General features: G+C 71.2%; 17 protein-coding genes. 6 read left to right on the forward strand and 11 right to left on the reverse strand.

Translation table 11 applies throughout. The annotated features are described in order from the left end of the window. Positions 1-13: 13 nt before the first annotated feature. Both ACZ607_RS32550 and ACZ607_RS32555 read right to left on the reverse strand, forming a co-directional pair. Complete coding sequence (locus ACZ607_RS32550; protein ID WP_469740917.1) at positions 14-685, reverse strand: response regulator; 672 nt, start codon at positions 683-685, stop codon at positions 14-16. Positions 686-687: 2 nt separating this feature from the next. Further along, a complete protein-coding gene (locus tag ACZ607_RS32555) occupies positions 688-1,641 on the reverse strand; it encodes a HAMP domain-containing sensor histidine kinase (RefSeq protein WP_469740919.1) in 954 nt (317 codons plus the stop codon). Positions 1,642-1,902: 261 nt separating this feature from the next. Here ACZ607_RS32555 and ACZ607_RS32560 point away from each other — a divergent pair, with 261 nt between their 5' ends. Continuing rightward, a complete protein-coding gene (locus ACZ607_RS32560; RefSeq protein WP_469740921.1) occupies positions 1,903-2,265 on the forward strand; it encodes a hypothetical protein in 363 nt (120 codons plus the stop codon). An 83-nt stretch (positions 2,266-2,348) separates the two neighbouring features. After that, on the forward strand, positions 2,349-3,161 hold the full coding sequence (locus tag ACZ607_RS32565; protein WP_469740924.1) for a FadR/GntR family transcriptional regulator: 813 nt from the start codon (positions 2,349-2,351) through the stop codon (positions 3,159-3,161). 108 nt (positions 3,162-3,269) lie between these two features. Here the strand turns inward: ACZ607_RS32565 and ACZ607_RS32570 are convergent, their stop codons facing one another. Beyond that, complete coding sequence (locus tag ACZ607_RS32570; RefSeq protein WP_469740926.1) at positions 3,270-4,946, reverse strand: L-lactate permease; 1,677 nt, start codon at positions 4,944-4,946, stop codon at positions 3,270-3,272. Positions 4,947-5,312: 366 nt separating this feature from the next. Between ACZ607_RS32570 and ACZ607_RS32575 the strand changes: the two genes are divergently transcribed. The 3 genes from ACZ607_RS32575 to ACZ607_RS32585 are packed head-to-tail and all read left to right on the forward strand — an operon-like array spanning position 5,313 to position 8,325. Continuing rightward, positions 5,313-6,080, forward strand: coding sequence for a (Fe-S)-binding protein (locus tag ACZ607_RS32575; RefSeq protein WP_469740928.1), 768 nt, complete (start codon positions 5,313-5,315; stop codon positions 6,078-6,080). Continuing rightward, a complete protein-coding gene (locus ACZ607_RS32580; RefSeq protein ID WP_469740930.1) occupies positions 6,077-7,690 on the forward strand; it encodes a lactate utilization protein B in 1,614 nt (537 codons plus the stop codon). Before ACZ607_RS32575 ends, ACZ607_RS32580 begins: the two co-directional genes overlap by 4 nt. Next, on the forward strand, positions 7,687-8,325 hold the full coding sequence (locus ACZ607_RS32585; RefSeq protein ID WP_469740932.1) for a LutC/YkgG family protein: 639 nt from the start codon (positions 7,687-7,689) through the stop codon (positions 8,323-8,325). The genes ACZ607_RS32580 and ACZ607_RS32585 overlap by 4 nt, the downstream gene beginning before the upstream one ends. A gap of 52 nt (positions 8,326-8,377) precedes the next feature. Here ACZ607_RS32585 and ACZ607_RS32590 read toward each other — a convergent pair whose 3' ends face one another. The 6 genes from ACZ607_RS32590 to ACZ607_RS32615 all read right to left on the reverse strand — a co-directional run bounded on the left by ACZ607_RS32590 (position 8,378) and on the right by ACZ607_RS32615 (position 15,854). Beyond that, entirely contained in the window at positions 8,378-10,270 is a 1,893-nt protein-coding gene (locus ACZ607_RS32590; protein WP_469740933.1) for a DUF2264 domain-containing protein, read from the reverse strand. Beyond that, entirely contained in the window at positions 10,267-11,295 is a 1,029-nt protein-coding gene (locus tag ACZ607_RS32595) for a hydroxyacid dehydrogenase (RefSeq protein WP_469740935.1), read from the reverse strand. Before ACZ607_RS32595 ends, ACZ607_RS32590 begins: the two co-directional genes overlap by 4 nt. A gap of 46 nt (positions 11,296-11,341) precedes the next feature. Then, complete coding sequence (locus ACZ607_RS32600) at positions 11,342-12,217, reverse strand: carbohydrate ABC transporter permease (protein ID WP_469740938.1); 876 nt, start codon at positions 12,215-12,217, stop codon at positions 11,342-11,344. After that, positions 12,214-13,215, reverse strand: coding sequence for a carbohydrate ABC transporter permease (locus tag ACZ607_RS32605; RefSeq protein WP_469740941.1), 1,002 nt, complete (start codon positions 13,213-13,215; stop codon positions 12,214-12,216). Before ACZ607_RS32605 ends, ACZ607_RS32600 begins: the two co-directional genes overlap by 4 nt. Before the next feature lie 47 nt (positions 13,216-13,262). Then, positions 13,263-14,630, reverse strand: coding sequence for an ABC transporter substrate-binding protein (locus ACZ607_RS32610; protein WP_469740943.1), 1,368 nt, complete (start codon positions 14,628-14,630; stop codon positions 13,263-13,265). A gap of 102 nt (positions 14,631-14,732) precedes the next feature. Then, entirely contained in the window at positions 14,733-15,854 is a 1,122-nt protein-coding gene (locus ACZ607_RS32615) for a substrate-binding domain-containing protein (protein ID WP_469740946.1), read from the reverse strand. Between the two features lie 148 nt (positions 15,855-16,002). Between ACZ607_RS32615 and ACZ607_RS32620 the strand changes: the two genes are divergently transcribed. Then, positions 16,003-16,770 (forward strand): sulfite exporter TauE/SafE family protein, encoded by a 768-nt coding sequence (locus ACZ607_RS32620; RefSeq protein WP_469740949.1) that lies wholly within the window; start codon positions 16,003-16,005, stop codon positions 16,768-16,770. 22 nt (positions 16,771-16,792) lie between these two features. Here ACZ607_RS32620 and ACZ607_RS32625 read toward each other — a convergent pair whose 3' ends face one another. Both ACZ607_RS32625 and ACZ607_RS32630 read right to left on the reverse strand, forming a co-directional pair. Continuing rightward, positions 16,793-18,322 carry an amino acid permease gene (locus ACZ607_RS32625; protein ID WP_469740952.1) on the reverse strand — a complete coding sequence of 510 codons (1,530 nt, stop codon included), beginning with the start codon at positions 18,320-18,322 and terminating at the stop codon, positions 16,793-16,795. A gap of 96 nt (positions 18,323-18,418) precedes the next feature. Next, the gene (locus ACZ607_RS32630; RefSeq protein WP_469740955.1) at positions 18,419-19,426 is read right to left on the reverse strand and encodes a hypothetical protein; all 1,008 of its coding nucleotides are present in this window, start codon (positions 19,424-19,426) and stop codon (positions 18,419-18,421) included. Between the last annotated feature and the right edge of the window lie 248 nt (positions 19,427-19,674).

Raw genomic sequence — 19,674 nt, forward strand, 5'->3', positions numbered from 1 at the left:
TGAAACGCACAGCCTATGGTTCGATCAGTCCCGCCCGGATCGCGTACCGGGTGAGTTCCAGGCGGTCGCGGAGTCCCAGCTTCTGCAGCAGATTGGCCCGGTGCCGCTCGACGGTCTTGACGCTGATCACGAGCATCCCCGCGATCTCCTTCGACGAGTGCCCCTCGGCGACCAGCTTGAGGATCTCCTCCTCGCGCTCGGTGATCGCCCGGTCGGGGACGTCGCCGCCGTCCCTGGCCCGGTCCAGGTAGTTCCGGATGAGGGCGGTGACCGCGCCCGGGTAGAGGAACGGCTCGTCGCGCATGGCCGCGCGGCACGCCTCGACGAGGTCCCGGTCGGCGACGGACTTCAGCACGAAGCCCGAGGCCCCGGCCTTCAGCGCCTCGAAGAAGTACTGCTCGTTGTCGTACATGGTGAGCATCAGGATGCGCAGTTCCGGCATGACCCGGGACAGCTCGCGCGCTGCCTGAAGACCCGTCAGGCGGGGCATCGCGATGTCGAGTACGGCCAGGTCGGGCCGCTCCGCGCGTGCCATCTCGATGGCCTCGGCGCCGTCGCCCGCCTCGGCGACGACCTGGAGGTCCGGCTCACCGTCGAGGATCAGCCGTACGCCGCGCCGGACGAGGGCGTGGTCGTCGGCGAGCAGGATGCGGGTCTTTCCGGACCCGGCGGGGGAGGGGGACATGATCAGGCGTTTCCGTTCCGTACGGGCACATCGAGGCGTACGTCCGTGCCGCCCGCGGCACCGGTACCGAGGGTGAGTGTGGCACCGATGAGCAGGGCGCGTTCGCGCATGCCGCGCAGGCCCGCGCCCTCCGGGGCGTCCCCGAGGCCGCGGCCGTCGTCCCGGATGCGCAGCTCCACCCCGCCGGGGCTGCGGCGCAGGGAGAGTTCGAGCAGGGTGGCCCCGGCGTGCCGGACGGTGTTCGTGACCGCTTCCTGGGCGATGCGGTAGACGACGAGCTCCGCCTCCTCGCCGAGCGGCGGCAGATCCTTCTCCGTCTGCCGCCTGATCGTCAGCCCCTTCGGCGTCGGCGTCTCGGTGGTCAGCGCCGTCAGGGCGCTGACCAGCCCCAGTTCCTCCAGTACCCCGGGGCGCAGCCGCCGAGCGATCCGGCGGATCTCGTCCAGGCTGCCCCGGGTGATCTCCTGGACATGGGTGAGCTCCTCGCGCAGAGGTTCGGGGGCGTGACCGGTGACCCTCTTCAGCTCCAGCAGGACCGCCGTCAGGGTCTGGCCCACCTCGTCATGCAACTCCTGCGCGACCCGGCGGCGCTCGGCCTCCTGCGCCCCGAGCGCCCGGGCACTGCTCGTCGCCCGCTCGGCCTCCAGCCGGTCGAGCATGCTGTTGAACGTCTCGATCAGAGCCGCGACCTCGCCCTCGCCGGCCACCTCGGGGCGCGGCCGCGGGCTCAGCAGGTCGATGGTGGTCATCGCCTTGGTGACCCGTTGCAGAGGGGCGAGCCCCAGGCGCAGCAGCAGTGCGTTCGCGCCCAGCATCAAGGCCATTCCGCCGGCCAGGATGAGGGCCTCGGTCAGCACCACCGGGGCGGACACGGTGATCGGGCCGAGGAGCAGCAGAGCCCCGGCGGCGACCAGGACCGCCGCGTTGAGCAGGAAGATGCGCCAGAACAGGGACACGGCCGGCCGGGCCTCCTTCGTACGCTCGGGGAGTGACTCCACTATGGCCGGTCGGCGGCCGATCCCACGCACAGGGCCGTCGTCCGTGCCGCGTCTGCATGGTGTCCCTCCCCGAAGATGGGTGCCGGCCCTGATGGACCGGGCCGTCCCCTTCGTAAGACGATCGGAGTCCGGTGCACCGGCCGGACCGGGGACGCGGCGAGGACTTGCCGAAGACCAGGACCTGCCGAAGATCCGGAATCGTCGAGGGAGGGAGACATCATGACTCACCAGGACGACCGGCTCCGCGACACCAGGACCGTGCCGGCCCAGGACGGTGGATCCGTTCCGGCCCGGGACAACGGGACCGTTCCGGCGCGGGATTACGGGACCGTGCCGGCGCGGGACCCCGGAGCCCCGCTCCTCCGCGACCAGGGGCCCGGCGCTCCGCGACCGGCACCTCGGCGTCGTACCGGCGTGGCCTGGGTGTGGCTGGTGGTGGGCGTGGGAGGACTGATGACCGGCATCGTCGTCGGCCACGGCCTGCTCATCGCCGCCGGGCTCGTCGCCGCCGGAGTGGGCGGCCAGCTCTTCGACCCGGACCAGCGGCGCAGGCGCCGCCCCGGTCACCGGACTGCGCTCTGACCAGCCTCCCGCTTTCTGGTCCGACCACACGGTGTGTGTGACATAGTCGAGTCATGTATATCGGCCGGAACGGGGAGTAGCGGATGCCTGTTGAGTGGCAGCCCGTGCGTCAGTCCCGCACTCATGAACTCGTCCTGCAGAGCATCGAGGAGCAGGTCTTCGCCGGGAAACTCCGGGCCGGCGACCGGCTGCCGCCCGAGCGGGAGCTGGCACCGGTCTTCGGGGTGAGCCGTTCCGCGCTGCGGGAGGCCCTCAGGGTGCTGGAGACGATCGGTGTCCTGGTCGCCCAGCCCGGCCGGGGACCGGACTCCGGGGCCCGCATCGTGCGCAACCCGGACGACGCGCTCGGCCGTCTGCTGCGCCTGCACTTCGCGCTGGGTAGCTACAGCCTGCACGACGTGATGGAGGCCCGGGTGGCCCTGGAGCGTTCCAGCTTCGCCGCCGCCGCGAAGCACGCCGTCGACCGGGACCTGGACGAGGCGGGCGCGGTGGTGCACCGGATGTCGCAACCGGGCATTCTGCCGGAGGAGTTCAACGAACTCGACACCCGGTTCCACGTCATGGTGGCGAGCAGCTCGGGCAACGCGCTCACCTCCACCCTGACCTCGGCGGTACGGGAGTCCGTGCGGCCTCTCATCCTCCGGGCCCTCGAAGAGGTCGACGACTGGTCGGCCACCCGGGAGCATCTCAACGCGCAGCACACCGAGTTGCTGCGGCTGGTGCGCACCGGCCACGGCGAGGAGGCGGCCGATCTGGCCGAGCTCCACATCCGGGGCTTCCACGGGACGCTGGTCGACGAGGACCGGCCCGCAGGCGAGGACCGGCCCACAGACGGCGACGAGGAGCGGACCGCGGCCGACGAGGGGCCCTCCGACGAGGACCGGCCCGGCGCGTAGCAGCGGACGAGCAACGGCGTGGGGCCGGTGGGCCGCCCGGGAAACCGGGCGGCCCACCGGCCCCATGTGCGTCCGCCCGCCGGACGGAAGGGACTTCCGGAACACGCCCTACGGCAGCATCCAGGAGAGCGCCGGCGTGGACTGGAGGTAGACCAGCACGCAGAGGATCGCCAGCATGCCCACGCTGTACCCGGCCACCTTGCGCAGCAGGATGCGCTCCGAACCGGGCATCCCCACGGCCGTGGCCGCGATGGTCAGGTTCTGCGGGCTCACCAGCTTGGCGACCACACCGCCCGAGGTGTTGGCGGCGACCAGCAGGGTCGGATCGATCCCCGCGGCCTGACCCGCCGTCTGCTGAAGGTTGGCGAACAGCGCGTTGGCCGAGGTGTCGGAGCCGGTCACCGCGGTACCCAGCCAGCCGAGGGTGGGGGAGAGCAGGGCGAAGAGCCCGCCCGCCGTGGCCAGCCAGGTGCCGATGGCGACGGTCTGACCCGACTGGTTCATCACGTAGCTGAGGGCCAGCACCGTGGCGACCGTCATGATGGCGCCGCGCATGTTCCGCAGCGTGCGGCCGGCCGCGGAGACCGCCGTCGACGCGCTCAGCGGGTAGGCGTCGCCGTCCTTGGCGTACCGGTAGATCAGCGTCACCAGGATGCCGGAGATGATCAGCAGGGTGCCCGGGTTGCCCAGGACCTCCAGCTTGTAGATCGCGCTGGACGAGGGGTCGCCGCCGGGGGTCAGCAGCTCGCCGTACAGCCCGGGCCACTCGACGCTGATGTTCAGACGGCCGAGGAGCTTCGGTACGTCGATGGCTCCGACGTCCAGCTTGGCGAGGGCGAAGACCGCGATGACCAGGACGTACGGCAGCACCGCGTAGGTGACCCGGCGCCGCGTCAGCGGTTCGTTCTCGACCTGCGAGCGCTGGTCCTCGGGGGTGGACGGCTTCCAGAAGCGCAGCATCAGCACGGCGGCGCCGAAGCCGGCGAGCGAGGCGACCACATCGGTGAGTTCGTACGCGAAGTGGCTGGAGCACCAGTACTGGGCCACGGCGAAGACGGCCCCGGTGACCAGCGCGATCGGCCACAGCTGACGGATTCCGCGGGTGCCGTCCACGACGAACAGCAGCAGCAGGGGCACGAAGAGCGCCAGCAGCGGGGACTGGCGGCCGATGACCGCGGCGATGTCCTCGGCCGGGATGCCGGTCAGGTTGCCGGCCGTGGTGACCGGGATGGCCATGGCACCGAACGCGACCGGAGCGGTGTTGGCGAGCAGGACCGTCACGGCCGCCTTGACCGGCGGCAGGCCGAGCGCCATCAGCATCACGGCGGTGATGGCGACGGGAGCGCCGAAGCCGGCGAGGGCCTCGAGGAGGCCGCCGAAACAGAAGGCGATGAGCATCGCCTGGACGCGCAGGTCCCCCCGGCCTACGGCGCTGAACGAACGGCGCAGATCCTCGAACCTGCCACTGACGACCGTGAGTTCGTAGAACCAGATGGCCGCCACGACGATCAGCATCACCGGGAACAGGCCGAAGACGAGGCCCTGGGACGCCGAGAGCAGGCCGAGCTCCACCGGCATCCCGAACCCGATCACCGCGACGAGGAGCGCCGTGAGCACCGAGCCCAGTGCGGAGACCAGTGCCGAGCGCTTCGCCACCATCAGCAGAAGGAAGAACACCGCCAGGGGGATCAGGCTGACCAGGGCGGTCGCCGGAAGGCTGTCCGCGATGGCGCGTACATCCGGTGTGTACGAAGCAAGCACGGCGGCGGGTGGTGCGGTAGCCACGAAATTACTCCTCGTTGAGCGGTACGGGGCAGGGCGAACCGGGACGTAAGCCGTGGGCCGCCTTATCTTGGCCTCGGGCGGCGCAGGTGCGGATGCCGATGCGGGTGCGAGAAGCAGGAGCGGGCAGCTGGTTCGAGCGATCAGTAGGACACTGCATATGTCGTATGTCAATAAGGTCGGACCAAGTTGCTGCGCAGGTCACTCCGTGGAGGAACCCGGTGTGAGTGGAGAGGAAAGCGCTTACGCCCTTGTGTTCACTTGCCTGGGTGCGTCCAGATCGATGGGTGGGCGACCGATGCGCGACCTCTTTCCAAAATGGACAGAGGGTAGTATGGTCTGACCACAAATTGCGACCGGGGAGGCCCCATGCGTATCGGACTCTTCGCCACCTGTCTGGGAGACACACTCTTCCCGGAGGCGGTGAAATCCACCGCGGTGCTGCTCGCCCGCCTTGGCCACGAGGTGGTCTTCCCGCCGGACCAGACCTGCTGCGGCCAGATGCACGTCAACACCGGCTACCAGCGCGAACCCGTCCCGCTGGTCCGCAACTTCGCCACGCAGTTCGGGGACGCCTCGATCGACGCCGTCGTCATGCCGTCCGGATCGTGCGCAGGCTCCGTCCGCCACCAGCACGAGATCGTCGCCGAGCGCTACGGCGACGCCGCACTGCGCGCCGGGGTCGCCACCGTCAAGGCCAAGACGTACGAGCTCTCCGAGCTGCTCGTCGACGTTCTCGGTGTCACCCAGGTCGGCGCGTACTTCCCGCACCGGGTCACCTACCACCCCACCTGCCACTCGCTGCGCATGCTCCGGGTCGGGGACAAGCCGCTGAAGCTGCTGCGCGCCGTCGAGGACATCGACCTGGTCGAGCTCCCCGAGGCCGACGCCTGCTGCGGATTCGGCGGCACCTTCGCCGTCAAGAACGCCGAGACCTCCACCGCGATGCTCCAGGACAAGATGCGCAACATCGCCGACACGAAGGCCGATGTGTGCTCCGCGGGCGACTCCTCCTGCCTGATGCACATCGGCGGCGGGCTCTCCCGCATCAAGTCCGGTACGCGCACCCTGCATCTCGCCCAGATCCTCGGATCCACCCGCACCGCGCCGTACGCCCTGATGGAGGCCGCCCGATGAGCACGTTCCTCGGCATGCCCGCCGCCCCGCCCCGCTCCCCGTACGGGACAGGGAACCTGCGCGGCGACCGGAAGTTCCCCGCTGCGGCCCACGACGAACTGCGCAACGACCAGCTGCGCCGCAACCTCGGCCGGGCCACCCACACCATCCGTGCCAAGCGCATCGCCGTCACCGGCGAACTCCCGGACTGGGAAGAGCTGCGCGACGCCGGGTCCGCCATCAAGACCGACACCATGAACCGCCTCCCCGAGCTGCTCGAACAGCTGGAAGCGAAGGTCACCGAGCGCGGCGGCACCGTCCACTGGGCGCGTGACGGCGTCGAGGCCAACGAGATCGTCACCCGGCTGGTCAGGGAGACGGGCAGCAGCGACGTCATCAAGGTCAAGTCGATGGCCACACAGGAGATCGGCCTCAACGAACACCTCGAGGCCGAGGGCATCACGCCTTACGAGACCGACCTCGCCGAACTCATCGTGCAGCTCGCCCACGACAAGCCCTCGCACATCCTGGTCCCCGCGATCCACCGCAACCGCGACGAGATCCGGGAGATCTTCCTCAAGGAGATCCCCGGTGTCGACCCCGCCCTCGACAACGTGCCCGCGCATCTGGCCGCCGCCGCACGCGCCTATCTGCGCGAGAAGTTCATGACGACCAAGGTGGCCGTCTCCGGCGCCAACTTCGGCATCGCCGAGACCGGCACCCTCTCCGTCGTCGAGTCCGAGGGCAACGGGCGGATGTGCCTGACGCTGCCCGACACCCTGATCACCGTCATGGGCATCGAGAAGGTCCTGCCGCGCTACCAGGACCTGGAGGTCTTCTTCCAGCTGCTGCCGCGTTCCTCCACCGGTGAGCGGATGAACCCGTACACCTCGATGTGGACCGGCGTGACCCCCGGCGACGGGCCGCAGGACTTCCACCTCGTCCTCCTCGACAACGGCCGCACCGCCGCGCTCGCCGACAAGGTGGGCCGTGAGGCCCTCAACTGCATCCGCTGCTCGGCCTGCCTCAACGTCTGCCCGGTGTACGAACGGGCCGGCGGGCACGCGTACGGATCGACGTACCCCGGTCCGATCGGAGCGGTCCTCACGCCGCAGCTCGCCGGGATGCACGCCGCGAAGGACGACCCCAACAGCTCGCTCCCGTACGCCTCCAGCCTCTGCGGTGCCTGCTTCGACGCCTGCCCCGTCAAGATCGACATCCCGTCGCTGCTGGTCGAACTGCGCCACCAGAGCACCGAACAGGCCGGTGCCACGGCGGAGAAGCTGGCGATGAAGGCAGCCGCCGGCGTGATGAAGTCGCCCAGGATCTACACGGCCGCCCAGAAGGCCGCCTCCCTCAGCCGCTCCGTCGGTGTCGGCGGTCGCGACCGCACCATCTCGCACCTGCCCGCGCCTTTCGACGGCTGGAGCGACAGCCGGGACACCGCCGCCCCGCCCAAGCAGTCCTTCCGCTCCTGGCTGGCATCCGCCGAGGGCGCGGCGACGATGCGGGCAGCGGCCGAGGAGGGCGCCGCCCACCCCACCGGGAGCGACGCGGGCCCCGGACGCACCACCGAGAGTCCCGGCGCAGGCCCCGGACGCACCACCGAGAGCCCCGAGGGGGACCAGTGACCACTCCCACCGCACGCGACACGGTGCTCGGCCGGATCAGGGACGCCCTGGCGCTCGCCCCCACCCCCGCCGCCGAGATCCCCCGCGCCTACCGCACGGGCCGCACCCTCCCGGACGGTGAACGTCTGGCGCTGCTGACCGACCGGCTCGTCGACTACAAGGCGGAGGTCCACCCCTGCACCGGCGACCGCACGGCCGAAGTGATCGCCGGGATCCTGCGCGAGCACGACGCCCGGCGGATCGGCGTGCCGGACGGGCTGGACGAGCGGTGGCTCAGCGCCTACGACGGCGAGGTCCAGCGGGACTCGGCGGACATCCCCGCCCCGAGCCTCGACGCCTTGGACGGTGTGGTCACCGCCTCCGCCGTCAGCTGCGCCGAGACCGGCACGATCTTCCTGGACGGCTCCTCCGGCCAGGGCCGGCGCGCCCTCTCGCTCGTCCCCGACCTCCATGTCTGCGTCGTCGACCTGTCCTCGGTCGTGGTGGGCGTCCCGGAGGCGGTCGCCCGGCTGGTGCCGGAGAGGCCGACGACCCTGATCAGCGGGCCGTCGGCCACCTCCGACATCGAACTGGAGCGTGTGGAAGGCGTCCACGGCCCCCGCAACCTCGCCGTGGTGATCCGCACCGACGCCTGACGACCCTGGGGCGGCGGTCCGCGCCCGCGCCCAGGGCCGGACGAGCCGGACGTCAGGGTGTGTGGACGACCTCCAGCGGCGCGAAGCCGACGCGGGTCGTCGCGCCGTCGTCGGCCCAACGCACCGTGACCGTCTCGCCGTTCACGTCCACCCCGCTCACCACGTCCCCGAGCGGGGCGGCGTCCGTCTCGGCGGTGAGCGAGGCCAGCGCCACCAGCACCTCCGTGCCCTCCACGTCCGTGGCCAGCCGGGGGAGCACCGCCCAGCGGGTGAACGCCGTGCCCTGCGGCGCCCGTACGTCCCCCTGTTCCGGCCAGCCGTGCAGGCCCAGCAGCGCCGAACGCACCGTGCCGCCCGGATCCGTCGCCCAGCCCGTCAGTTCGGCCCGTGCCCCGGCGGGCGCCCCCAGGATCCGGTGCACCCTCAGCTCGTACCGGCCCCGGACGACCGTGACGCTCTCCACCCGCAGCCCCGGCACCATCGGCGCGCCCTCGGGGAAGGCCGGCCGGTGCCAGGACGCGGCCCAGCCCCAGCCCTCCCCGTGCCCCGCGCCCATCGGACGGATACGGGCGCGGCTGCTGCGGGACCCTCCGATCCCTATCGACAGATGGTTGTCCGCGGCGTTGGCGGACGCCGTGGGACCGGTGGCCGTCGAGTACGCGAGGCGCGCGTACAGCGGGTCGGACAGATCCGCCGAGTCCCCCTCGTGCGGCCTGAGATGGTCACTGCCGTGATTGTGCAGCCGGACGATGCCGTCCGCCCGCGTCGACTGCACCAGCAGTCCCGGCGACGGCAGCGACAGCACCCGGTCCGGGCCCTCGCTCGGCGCCGGCTCCTCCTCGGCCGTCCACAACGGGTGCTCCGGCGGGGCGAGCAGGGCCACGAAGGCCTTGGACGCCCAGTAGGGCGACGCCGGACCGGAGTACACCTGGAGCGTCGCGTCGTGCGGGCCGTGCCAGCCCAGGCTCAGCAGACCGTCGTCCCCGGCCGAACCGCGCTCCAGGAAGTACCGCAGCGAGCCGCTGATCAACCGCCGTGACACACCCGGAGCCAGCGGGGTGTGCCCGGACACGGCGCCCATCCCGACGGCCGCGCCCGCCGCGAACCGGTAGGTGAGGGAGCGCCCGAAGTGCAGCGGGGCACCGTCCGCGCCGAACATCAGCGAGAAGCTCTCCAGATGCTCGCTCAGCCGTGCCCCGTAGTGCGCGGACAGCTCCGCGTCGCCCGACAGGTACGCGTCGAGCACGGGATACAGGTGCAGCGCCCAGCCGTTGTAGTGGTCGAAGGCGCGCGCGTCCCCGTCGGCGTACCAGCCCTCACCGCGGTACCAGCCCTCCAGCAGGTCGAGCGCCCGCTGCCGGGCCCGGGCGGTCTCCGCGTCGCCCCGGCCGACCGACTCCAGGAAGCCGGCGACGGAGAACGGGAAGAGGTACCAGTTGTTGGGCGCGGGCGTGTGCCGCAGCGCGCCGCGCAGCCACTGCTCCGCGCGGTCCTGGGTGGCGGCGTCCAGCCGGTCCCAGAGCCAGGGGCGGGTCAGCCGCAGTCCGATCGCCACCGATGCGGACTCCACCATCGGCTGGCCGAAGACGGTGTGGTCCAGGATCAGCGGCCAGGACTCGGCGTCGTCCCGCCCCGGTGAGCGGGTCCCGGAGGTGAGCCCGTCGGCGTACCGCTCCAGCCAGTTGTGCGGATCCTCGCCCTCCGCGCCGGCGACCCGGAACGCGGCGGTCAGGAACGTACGGGCGTAACCCTCCAGGCCGTCGGAGCGGACCCCGGAGCGGGAGGGGCGGCCCGGCAGGTCGAGCAGGGCCCGGCCGGGGGTGGCCCACTTCCAGGCGGCGGCCAGCAGTCCGTCCGCCGCCGCTTCCCAGTGGGCCCGGGTGTAGCCGGTGTACGGGCTCAGGGCGCGGTCTTCGGAGGGGAGTCGGAAGGGAGGAGGCGTCATGCGAGGAAGGCCAGCCTTTCGCGTCGTACGGGATGGGTGAAGCCGTCACCCGCGGCCCAGCGGGCGACCTCGCCGACCGCCAGATCGGCCAGCCGGCGCAGTTCGTTGCCCTGGGAGCCCGCGAGATGCGGGGTGATGGTCGCGTTGTCGCAGTCCCACAGCGGATGGCCGGCGGGCAGCGGATCGGGGTCGGTGACGTCGAGCACCGCGCGGATCCGGTCGGCACGCAGTACGTCGGTGAGGGCGTCCTGGTCGACGACCGCACCCCGGGAGGTGTTGATGAGGACGGCGTCCGGTCGCATCGAGGCGAGCAGGCCGCGGCTGACCAGTCCGGTGGTCGCGGGCAGCAGCGGCGTATGGACGCTGACCACGTCGCTCTCCACGAAGAGCCCGGCCAGGGTGACGGGCCGGACGCCGAGCCCGGCGGCCTCCTCGTCCGTGACGTACGGGTCGTGGAGCAGCACCTCCAGGTCGTACGGGCGCAGCAGCTCGATCACCCGGCGGCCGATCAGGGAGGCGGACAGAATGCCCACCGTGCGGCGGTAGTTGCCCACGTCGGGCGGTGTGGCGAGCCAGGCGTCGCGCACCCGGTGGGCCCGGAACTCCCGGGCCCGCTCCAGGACCCGCTTGCCGGACAGCAGGATCATCGCGACGGTGTACTCGGCGACCGGCAGCGCGTTGGCCGCCGCGGCCGAGGACACCTCGATGCCCCGGTCCCAGCAGGCGTCGGTGACATGGCCGCGTACCGTGCCCGCCGTGTGGACGACGGCCCGAAGGCCGGGCGCGGCGGCCAGGACGCCCGCGTGGATCGGCGGGCAGCCCCAGCCGGTGATCAGGACCTCCGTGTCCGCGAGGACGCGTCGCGCCCGGTCGGTCGTGAAGTCGTCGAGCGCGGGCAGCGGCGCGAGGTCGCACACCTCGGCCAGCGCCGCCAGGGAGTCGGGGGAGAGCACCGCGGCCGCGGCGTCCGCTCCCATGGCGAGGGCGGCGCGCGGCCGGCGGTGGGCGGGGGGAGTGCTGGGCATGGTTCTCCTGTGCGGTGGTCCGGGCTGTGGTGGTCCGGGCGGGCGGCTACTTGACGGCGCCCGCCGTCAGTCCGGACCGCCAGAAGCGCTGGAGCAGGGCGAAGGCGAGGATCAGGGGCAGCACCGCGAGCAGCGAGCCCATGATGACCACGGGGTAGTACTCGGGCGACACGGACGCGGAGCTGTTCCAGGTGTACAGGCCGAGGCTGACCGGATACAGGTCCTGGTCGGACAGCATCACCATGGGCAGGAAGAAGTTGTTCCAGATGGCCGTGAGCTGGAAGAGGAAGACGGTGACCAGTCCCGGCCCGAGCATGCGGAGCGCCACCCGGAAGTAGGCGGCCAGTTCACCCGCGCCGTCCATCCGCGCGGCCTCCAGCACCTCGTCAGGCACGTATCCCTGGCTGAAGATCCGGCCGAGGTAGACCCCGAAAGGATTGAACAGGACCGGGATGAACACCGCCCAGAAGGTGTTCACCAGGCCGGCGCCGGAGGCCATCAGGTAGAGCGGCAGGGCGAGCACGGTCTGCGGCACCATGACGGCGGCCAGCACCAGGCCGAACAGCTTCTCCTTGTGGGCGAAGCGGTACTTGTCGAAGGCGTAGCCGCAGGCGACGCTGATCAGCGCGCCGAGGGCCGCGCCGAGCACCGCGTACAGCAGGCTGTTGCCGTACCAACGGCCGTACAGTCCGCCGTCCATGGCGAAGAGGTCCTTCATGTTCCGGAGGAAGGAGAAGTCGCTCAGCGACAGGATGTTGCTGCTGAACAGGGCGTCCCTGTTCTTGGCGGAGGCGAGCACCAGCCACAGCACCGGCAGCAGGGTGTACATCGCGGAGACCAGGACCACCAGATTGACGACCGAGCGTCCGAGGAGCCGGGGACGCAGGGCGGAGGCGGTGCGGGTTGCGGTCGACGCGCTCATCGGACGCCCTCCTCGGCGGAGCCGGCACGGTTGGTCCAGCGGGTGACGCCGTAGGACAGGGCGATCGTGCACAGGAGCAGGATCACCGAAGAGGCGGCCGCCAGGCCGTAGTTGTTGCGGGTGAAGGCCGCGTCGTAGATGTACATGCTGGGGGAGAAGCGCGAGTTGATCATCGGTGTGGACTGGCTGAGCAGCATCGGCTCGGTGAAGAGCTGGAGCGCGAAGATGAGCGTGAACATCGCGACCATGACGATCGACGACCGGACCAGTGGGGCCTTGACCTGGAGGGCCGTGCGGACGGCGCCCGCGCCGTCGACGACGGATGCCTCGATCACCTCGCGGGGGACCGCCTGCAGGGCGGCGTAGAACACGACCATGTTGTAGCCGAGGTTGCTCCACAGCGCGATGTTCACGATGGACGGCAGCACCGTGTGCACCCCGAGGAAGTCCACGGTGATGTCGGCCCTGCCGAGCAGGTCGATGACCGGGCTGATCCCGGGGGTGTAGAGGTACAGCCAGATCAGGGCCGCGATGATGCCCGGCACCGCGTGCGGCAGGAACAGCGCGAGCTGGACGGTGCCCCGCAGGCGGACCACCCCGGAGTCCAGCAGCAGCGCCAGCGCGAGGGCGCCGATCACCATCAGCGGGATGTAGATCACGCAGTACAGGGCGACGGTGCCGAGACCGCCGAGGAAGGTCGGGTCCGCCAGGACCGCGCTGTAGTTGCGGAGCCCGGCGAACACCGTCCGCTCGGGGCCGAAGCCCAGCCCGGGCTGGTCGTCGCTGAAGAAGCTCAGATAGACGGCGGTGCCGACCGGGATCAGGAAGACGGCCGTCAGAAGGACGAAGAACGGTGTCATCAGGACGCCGCAGGCGCCGAGTTCACGCCGGCGGGCGGACCTGCGGGTCGTGGGCGCCGGGGCGGCGGCGGCCGGGCTCTTCGGTGACGGGCGGGCGGGGGCGTCCGTCGGTACGGACACGGGGGTGGCGCTGGTCATGGGTGTCACCTGCCTCTCTGCTGAGGGGAACGGATAGGGGTCGCCGGTCAGGTGGAGCGCCGGGTGGTGGAGAGACCGAGCGCCTTGAGGTCCGGCATGGTGCCGTCCTGCGCCGCGCGGATCGCCCCGAGGATGGAGCCCTGGCCCCCGCTCGCCCGCGCCAGCCCGTCCTTCATGATCCTTCCGGTGGCCGTCATCCGGGGGCCCCAGACCCAGCCCGGGCGGATCTTGTGGGCCTCCTGCTCGAACAGGGTGTAGATGTCCTGGCCGCCGTAGTAGGCGCGGTCGAAGGCCCTGCGGCCCACGGAGACGAGGTCCGGCGCGGCGGGGTACTGACTGCTGGCGCCGCTGGAGAGCCGGGCCCGCAGCGCGTCCGGATGCGAGACCTGCCACTCGATGAACTCCATCGCGGCCTCCGGATGCGCGCAGTCCCTGGTGACCGCGAAGGTCGAGCCGCCATGGGTCCCGACACCGGGGTCGGCCGGGTCCCACTGGGGGGACGGCGCGATCGCCCACTGCCCCTTCTGGCCCGGCCGGGCCTTCATCTGGGCGCCGGCGTCCCACGCGCCGCTGAGCCGGCTGAGCACGAGGCCGCTGCCGATCTGGACGTCGCTCTGCCGGCTCTCCACCGCGTTCATGAAGACCAGGTCCTGGTCGGTCAGCCGCTGCCAGTACGCGGCCACGCGACGGGTGGGCGCGTCGGCGAGCGAGACGTTCCAGGCACCGCCCGCCGTGTCGAACCACTGCGCCCCGGCCTGCCACGCGAACGCCGCGACATGGCTGTCGCCGTCCGTCGGGAACAGCGCCATCCGGCGGTCACCGCTCCTGGCGCGTACGGTCCTCGCCGCGTCCTCGAAGTCGTCCCAGGTGCGAGGGACGGTCAGCCCGTACCGCTCGAAGAGGTCGGTGCGGTAGTGCAGCACCATCGGTTCCACGTCGAGCGGGACGCTGAACACCCGCTTCTCGAAGGTGGTCAGCCCCAGTGCCTGCGGCAGGAGCTTCGCCCGCAGCCCCTCACCGACCAGGTCCGTGATGTCCCGGCAGACCCCGTCGATGGCGAAGCCCGGGACCTGGGGGTATTCGAGGGTGGCGATGTCCGGGGCGTTCCCGGCCCGTGCCGCGTTGCTGAGCTTGGCGTAACCGCCCTGTGCGCCCGCCGGGATCTGCTGGAAATCGACCTGAATGGTGTCGTGGCCGCGGTTGAACGCGTCCACGACCTCCTGGCTGCCCCGCAGGGCGGACCAGAAGGTGATCCGCGTCTTCCTGCCGGTCCTGCTGCTTACGGTCCTGCCGGTACTGCTCGTACCGCCCGATCGTGTGGTTCCGCCGCCACCTCCGCAGGCGCTGAGCGCGCCCGTCAGAGGCAGTGCGGTGATCGTGGCGAGCACGGATCGACGGCTTTGTCGACCAGGCATGTGCGCCTCCCGCGGCTCCTGATTCGAGACACGGGGAATACTGATCGGCTGATCGATAGCGGTCAATAGATCGATCAAAAGAAGCTTGAAGTGTTCAAACGATCAGTCCGTCGAACGGATCAACCCCTGGGTCGATCCGCGCACTTCGAGGCGGGGGAGCAGCTCCACCCGGCGCACCGGACCGGGGGCACCGGCCGGGTGCGCCAGCCGGTGCAGCAGCAGCTCGGCCGCCGCCCTCCCGATCTCGGCCCTCGGCGGGGCGACCGCGGTGAGGGCGGTGCTGCCCAGCGCGGCGACGACATCGTCGTACGCCACCACGGAGCAGTCCCTCGGCACCCGGATCCCGCTCTCCGCCATCCGCTGGACCAGCATCAGGGCGTCCTCGTCGCCGTGCAGGACCGCGCCGGTGACGCCGCGCTCCCGCAGCAGCGCCGTGAGGTCGGGCACCGGTTCCCGTGTGCCGGGCTCCCCGGGACCCGCGTTCGGCGAGGAGAGCACCACGGACCAGTCCTCCACCTCGGGCCGGGAGGCGGCGATCTCGGAGAACGCGGCACGGATGGAGCGGGCCGTGGGGCTGTCGTTCCTGGCGGCCAGCACCAGCCGTCGGTGGCCGAGCGATATCAGGTGGTCCACGGCCAGATGGATCCCGTACCAGTGGTCGGAGCAGACCGAGTCCAGGGCGTGCAGCGCGCTGCCGGGCCGTGGCCGCCGCTCCATCATGACCGTCGGCACCTCCACCTCGGAGAGCCAGCCGTAGTCCGCCTCCTCGCCCGCGGCGCTCCGCCACCGGGGGGAGATGAGCAGGCCGCGCGCCCCCGCCGCCAGCGCCCGCTCCACCTGCGGCCGTTCGGCGCCGGCCGCCTGCGGGGCGATGTGCAGGGTGATCCGCGCACCGGCCTCCTCCAGGGCGGTCCTGGCGCCGTGCAGCGTCTCGTACAGATAGGAGTGCCGCTCCGGGACGACCAGGGCGATGGCCGCCCCGTCCCCGGCCGCCTCCCCGCTCCGGGCGGCGGGCACCGCCTTGGCCGGTACGTCGTCCGCGACCGGCCGGACCACCCCGTGCCCGCGCCGCAGCATCCCCGTCCTCGCCAGCTCCTCCACGTCCCGGCGCAGCGTGACCGCCGAGACGTCCAGCTCGGTCGCGAGCGAACTCACCTTGACCGCGCCGCGCGCGTGCACCACCGCGAGAATGCGCTTGCGCCTCAGCTCAACCGGCTCCCGCATGCTGGCCCCCTTGCCTACCGCCGTGCGATGTTCGTTTGAACGTTTGCCTGAGTGATCGCAGCATAGCGAGCGGCCGGGGGCTCCGGGCGGGTCACAGGACGGAACGATGATCCGCCGAACGGAAGATGTGTCTACCATCTGATCCGCAATGGACACCATCACCCTGTGGCCGCTGGCCGCACTCGCGGCGGCATCCCTGCTCGTCGGCTTCTCCAAGACCGCCGTCAGCGGCGCCAACACGATCAGCCTCGCGGTCTTCGCGGCCGTCCTGCCGGCCCGCGAATCGACCGGAGTGCTGCTCCCGATCCTCATCGCGGGCGACATCCTCGCCGTGCTGGTCTACCGCCGGCACGCCCACTGGCCCACGCTGCTACGGCTCTTCCCGGCCGTCGCCGTGGGCGTGGTGGCGGGCACCGTCTTCATGCTGTGGGCCGACGACGAGGCCGTGGCCCGGTCGATCGGCGCGATCCTCCTCCTCATGGCGGGCGTCACCCTCTGGCGCAGGCGAGCGCGCCCCGAGCCGCCCCCGGAGGACGAGGACACCGAGGGGCCCTCGCGCGGCGGCCGCCTCAAGGCCCGGTCGTACGGGGTGCTCGGCGGCTTCACGACCATGGTCGCCAACGCGGGCGGCCCCGTGATGTCGCTCTATCTGCTCTCCGCGGGGTTCCGCAAACTCGGCTTCCTGGGAACCTCCGCGTGGTTCTTCCTGATCGTCAACACGTCCAAGGTGCCGTTCAGCGTGGGCCTGGGCCTCATCGACGCGCGATCGCTGATGCTGGACGCCGCCCTCGTGCTGTTCGTCGTCCCGGGTGCCTACCTCGGCCGCGTCTGCGTCGGCCGCATCAACCAGAAGCTCTTCGACCGCGTCGTCATCGGGGCGACCGTCCTGGGCGGCCTCCAGCTGCTGCTGCGCTGAAGACCGCCCGGGGAAGCGGGTGTCAGACGATGCCCTCGGCGATCTCCGCCTGCTCACGGGCGTTCCCGTACGCGGCCGGGGTGCTGTACGAACGGCGGGCGACGAACCACCAGACCGTGGCCAGGACCAGCACCGCGACCAGGGCGATCGACGCGTAGTTCATCGAGTCGATCGTCACCGGCGAGGACTGCGGCAGCAGGAACAGCACGGTCACGGCGGCGACCCACGCCACCGCGATCCAGCCGATCGCCTTCGACCAGCGGCCCAGGTGCCACGGGCCGCGCTGGAAGCGGTCCCCGGCGCGCAGCTTCAGATAGATCGGGATGGCGTACGCGGGCGTGATCCCGATGACGTTGATCGCCGTGACCGCTCCGTACGCGGTCGCGGAGTACAGCGAGGGCACCGCCAGCAGCGCGGCGACACCGACCGAGAGCCACACCGCGGGCACCGGCGTCTGCGTACGCGCGCTGACCTTGCGCCACAGCGCGGAGCCCGGCAGCGCGTTGTCACGGCTGAAGGCGAAGACCATCCGGCTCGCGGCCGCCACCTCGGCGTTGCCGCAGAACAGCTGGGCGGCGATGACGATCAGCAGCATGGCGGTCGCGCCCGCCGTGCCCAGCGCGTCGATGAGGATCTGGGCGGGCGGGACCCCGGTGGCACTGTTCTGCGTACCGGCGTAGTCCTGGATGGCGAAGGTCAGTCCGGCCAGCAGGACGAAACCGGCGACCCACGAGACCCAGATGGCCCGGACGATGCCCTTGGCCGCCGTCACCGACGCGTTGGACGTCTCCTCGGACAGATGGGCGGAGGCGTCGTAACCGCAGAAGGTGTACTGCGCCAGCAGCAGACCGATCGCCGCCACGTAGATCGGGTTCTCCCAGCCGGTGTCGTTGACGAACTCGGTGAAGACGAACGACGGCGACTGGTGGTGCGAGGGCACGATCGCCAGCACCGTCACGATCACCGCGACACCGGCCAGATGCCACCAGACGCTGATCGAGTTGAGCACGCTGACCAGGCGTACGCCGAAGAGGTTCAGCACGGCGTGCAGCAGCAGGATGCAGAGGAAGATCACCATCGTGGAACCGGGAGTCGGGTCGAAACCCCACTGCAGATTGAGCAGCGCGCCCGTGAACAGGGCGGCGCCGTAGTCGATCCCGGCGATGGCGCCCAGCAGACCGAGCAGATTCAGCCAGCCGGTGTACCAGCCCCACTTACGGCCGCCGAGCCGGTCGGCCATGTAGTAGAGGGCCCCCGACGTGGGGTACGCGCTGGTGACCTCGGCCAGCGCCATGCCCACGCAGAGCACGAACAGGCCGACGCCCGCCCAGCCCCAGAGCATCACGGAGGGGCCGCCGGTCGACATGCCGAAGCCGTACAGCGTCATGCAGCCGGACAGGATCGAGATGACGGAGAAGCTGATCGCGAAGTTGCCGAAGCCGCCCATGCGACGGGCCAGCACGGGCTGGTAGCCGAGCTCGCGCAACCGCTGCTCTTCGTCCGTGTGCGGCGTGGGCTCCGTGCTCGACGGGGTCGAGGCGGATATGGACATGGAGACGACCTCCAGGTGGGGGACGGGGACGGGAAAGTTCGTGGAGGGCGCGGCCGACCGGGCCGGCGCCCCTCCCGGGAGGCGGTGCCCGCCGGTTCAGCCGTGCGGCTCCCTCCCGGGCTCGTGACCGGCGCCCAGACAGCGGTTCCGGGCCCGGAGGAACACCTCCTCGGCGCCGGCCGGATCCTGGGGCGAACGGGTGCGGTGGGCCCAGGGGACCGACGTGTAGTACGGGCCCATCGCCCGGAACACCGGGGCGGCGTCGGCGAACCGGAGCGACCCCCACAGCGCGTGCGCCAGATGGTTGAGATCGAGCAGGGACCGGGTGGCCGGGTCCGCCTCCTCGAACCAGACGCGCAGGGCACGCCGGGCGTCGCGCTCGCCGTCCTCGGTGACCCAGTGCAGGTCGAGCGCCCGCTCGTTGCCGTGCTCACGGCGGTACCGCTCCACCCGGACGTACAGCGGCAGCACATGGAGAGCGGATCCCTCCGGTGCCGAAGAGGCCGCCCACTGGACGAAGTTGACCGCTTCGGAGAGCGTGCCGCTCGTCTGCCTCGCGTAGACGAACTGCAGCATCCGGTGGTACGCCTCGCGGTTGAACGGATCGCGCTTGTCCGCCTCCGCCAGCAGCCCCCACGGCCCCGGGAACAGCATCGGCCCGGGCGGAAGCAGCCGGTGCTCCTCCAGACGCTGCCCCTCGTCGAGCTGGGACAGCGCGAGCAGGCAGATCCAGGGCACCGGGTCCGCGGGCGACGCGTGCGCGGCTGAGCGGCACCCCTCCCACGCCTCCTGCCACAGCTCCTGGGCCTTCGGATGCTTCTCCCGGCGGGCGCGTACGGCGCGTTCCACGGCGACCCGGGCGCGCATCACCGTCGCCGCGACGCTCCGCGGCTCCTCGGCGAGCCAGGCGTGCACCGCGTCGGAGCCGGCCGCCACCGCCGCGAGGACCTGGGTCCGCTGGGTCCACAGCGCCCAGTCAGGAGTGCTCTCCAGCAGATTCCGCATGGCGAGCCAACGGCCGGTGCGCAGGTCCTGTAACGCCACCCGCAACGGGTGGTCGTGCCCCGCGGGGTGGTAGACCGGCCGGAAGTCACCGGGAGCCATGTACGCGCCCCGCCCCTGAACATGTGGTGAGGGCGGGGCGGTGAGCCGGGCACAGGGGCACGGCGCATGTTCTTCTCGTCATGAATCCTCATGGAACGTGGGGGGCTGGGCCGTTCAGGTCATGAACCACCGGTGGTCATCGTCCGGTTGTCCACACGGCGAGGAGTGTAGAGCCCAGCGCCCCCAGCTTCCGGCGACTCTGCGGATCTTTCTCAAGTAGCCTTCACATACCGCACGTTGATCTCCCG

Source organism: Streptomyces sp. NPDC104381 (genome assembly GCF_055583745.1).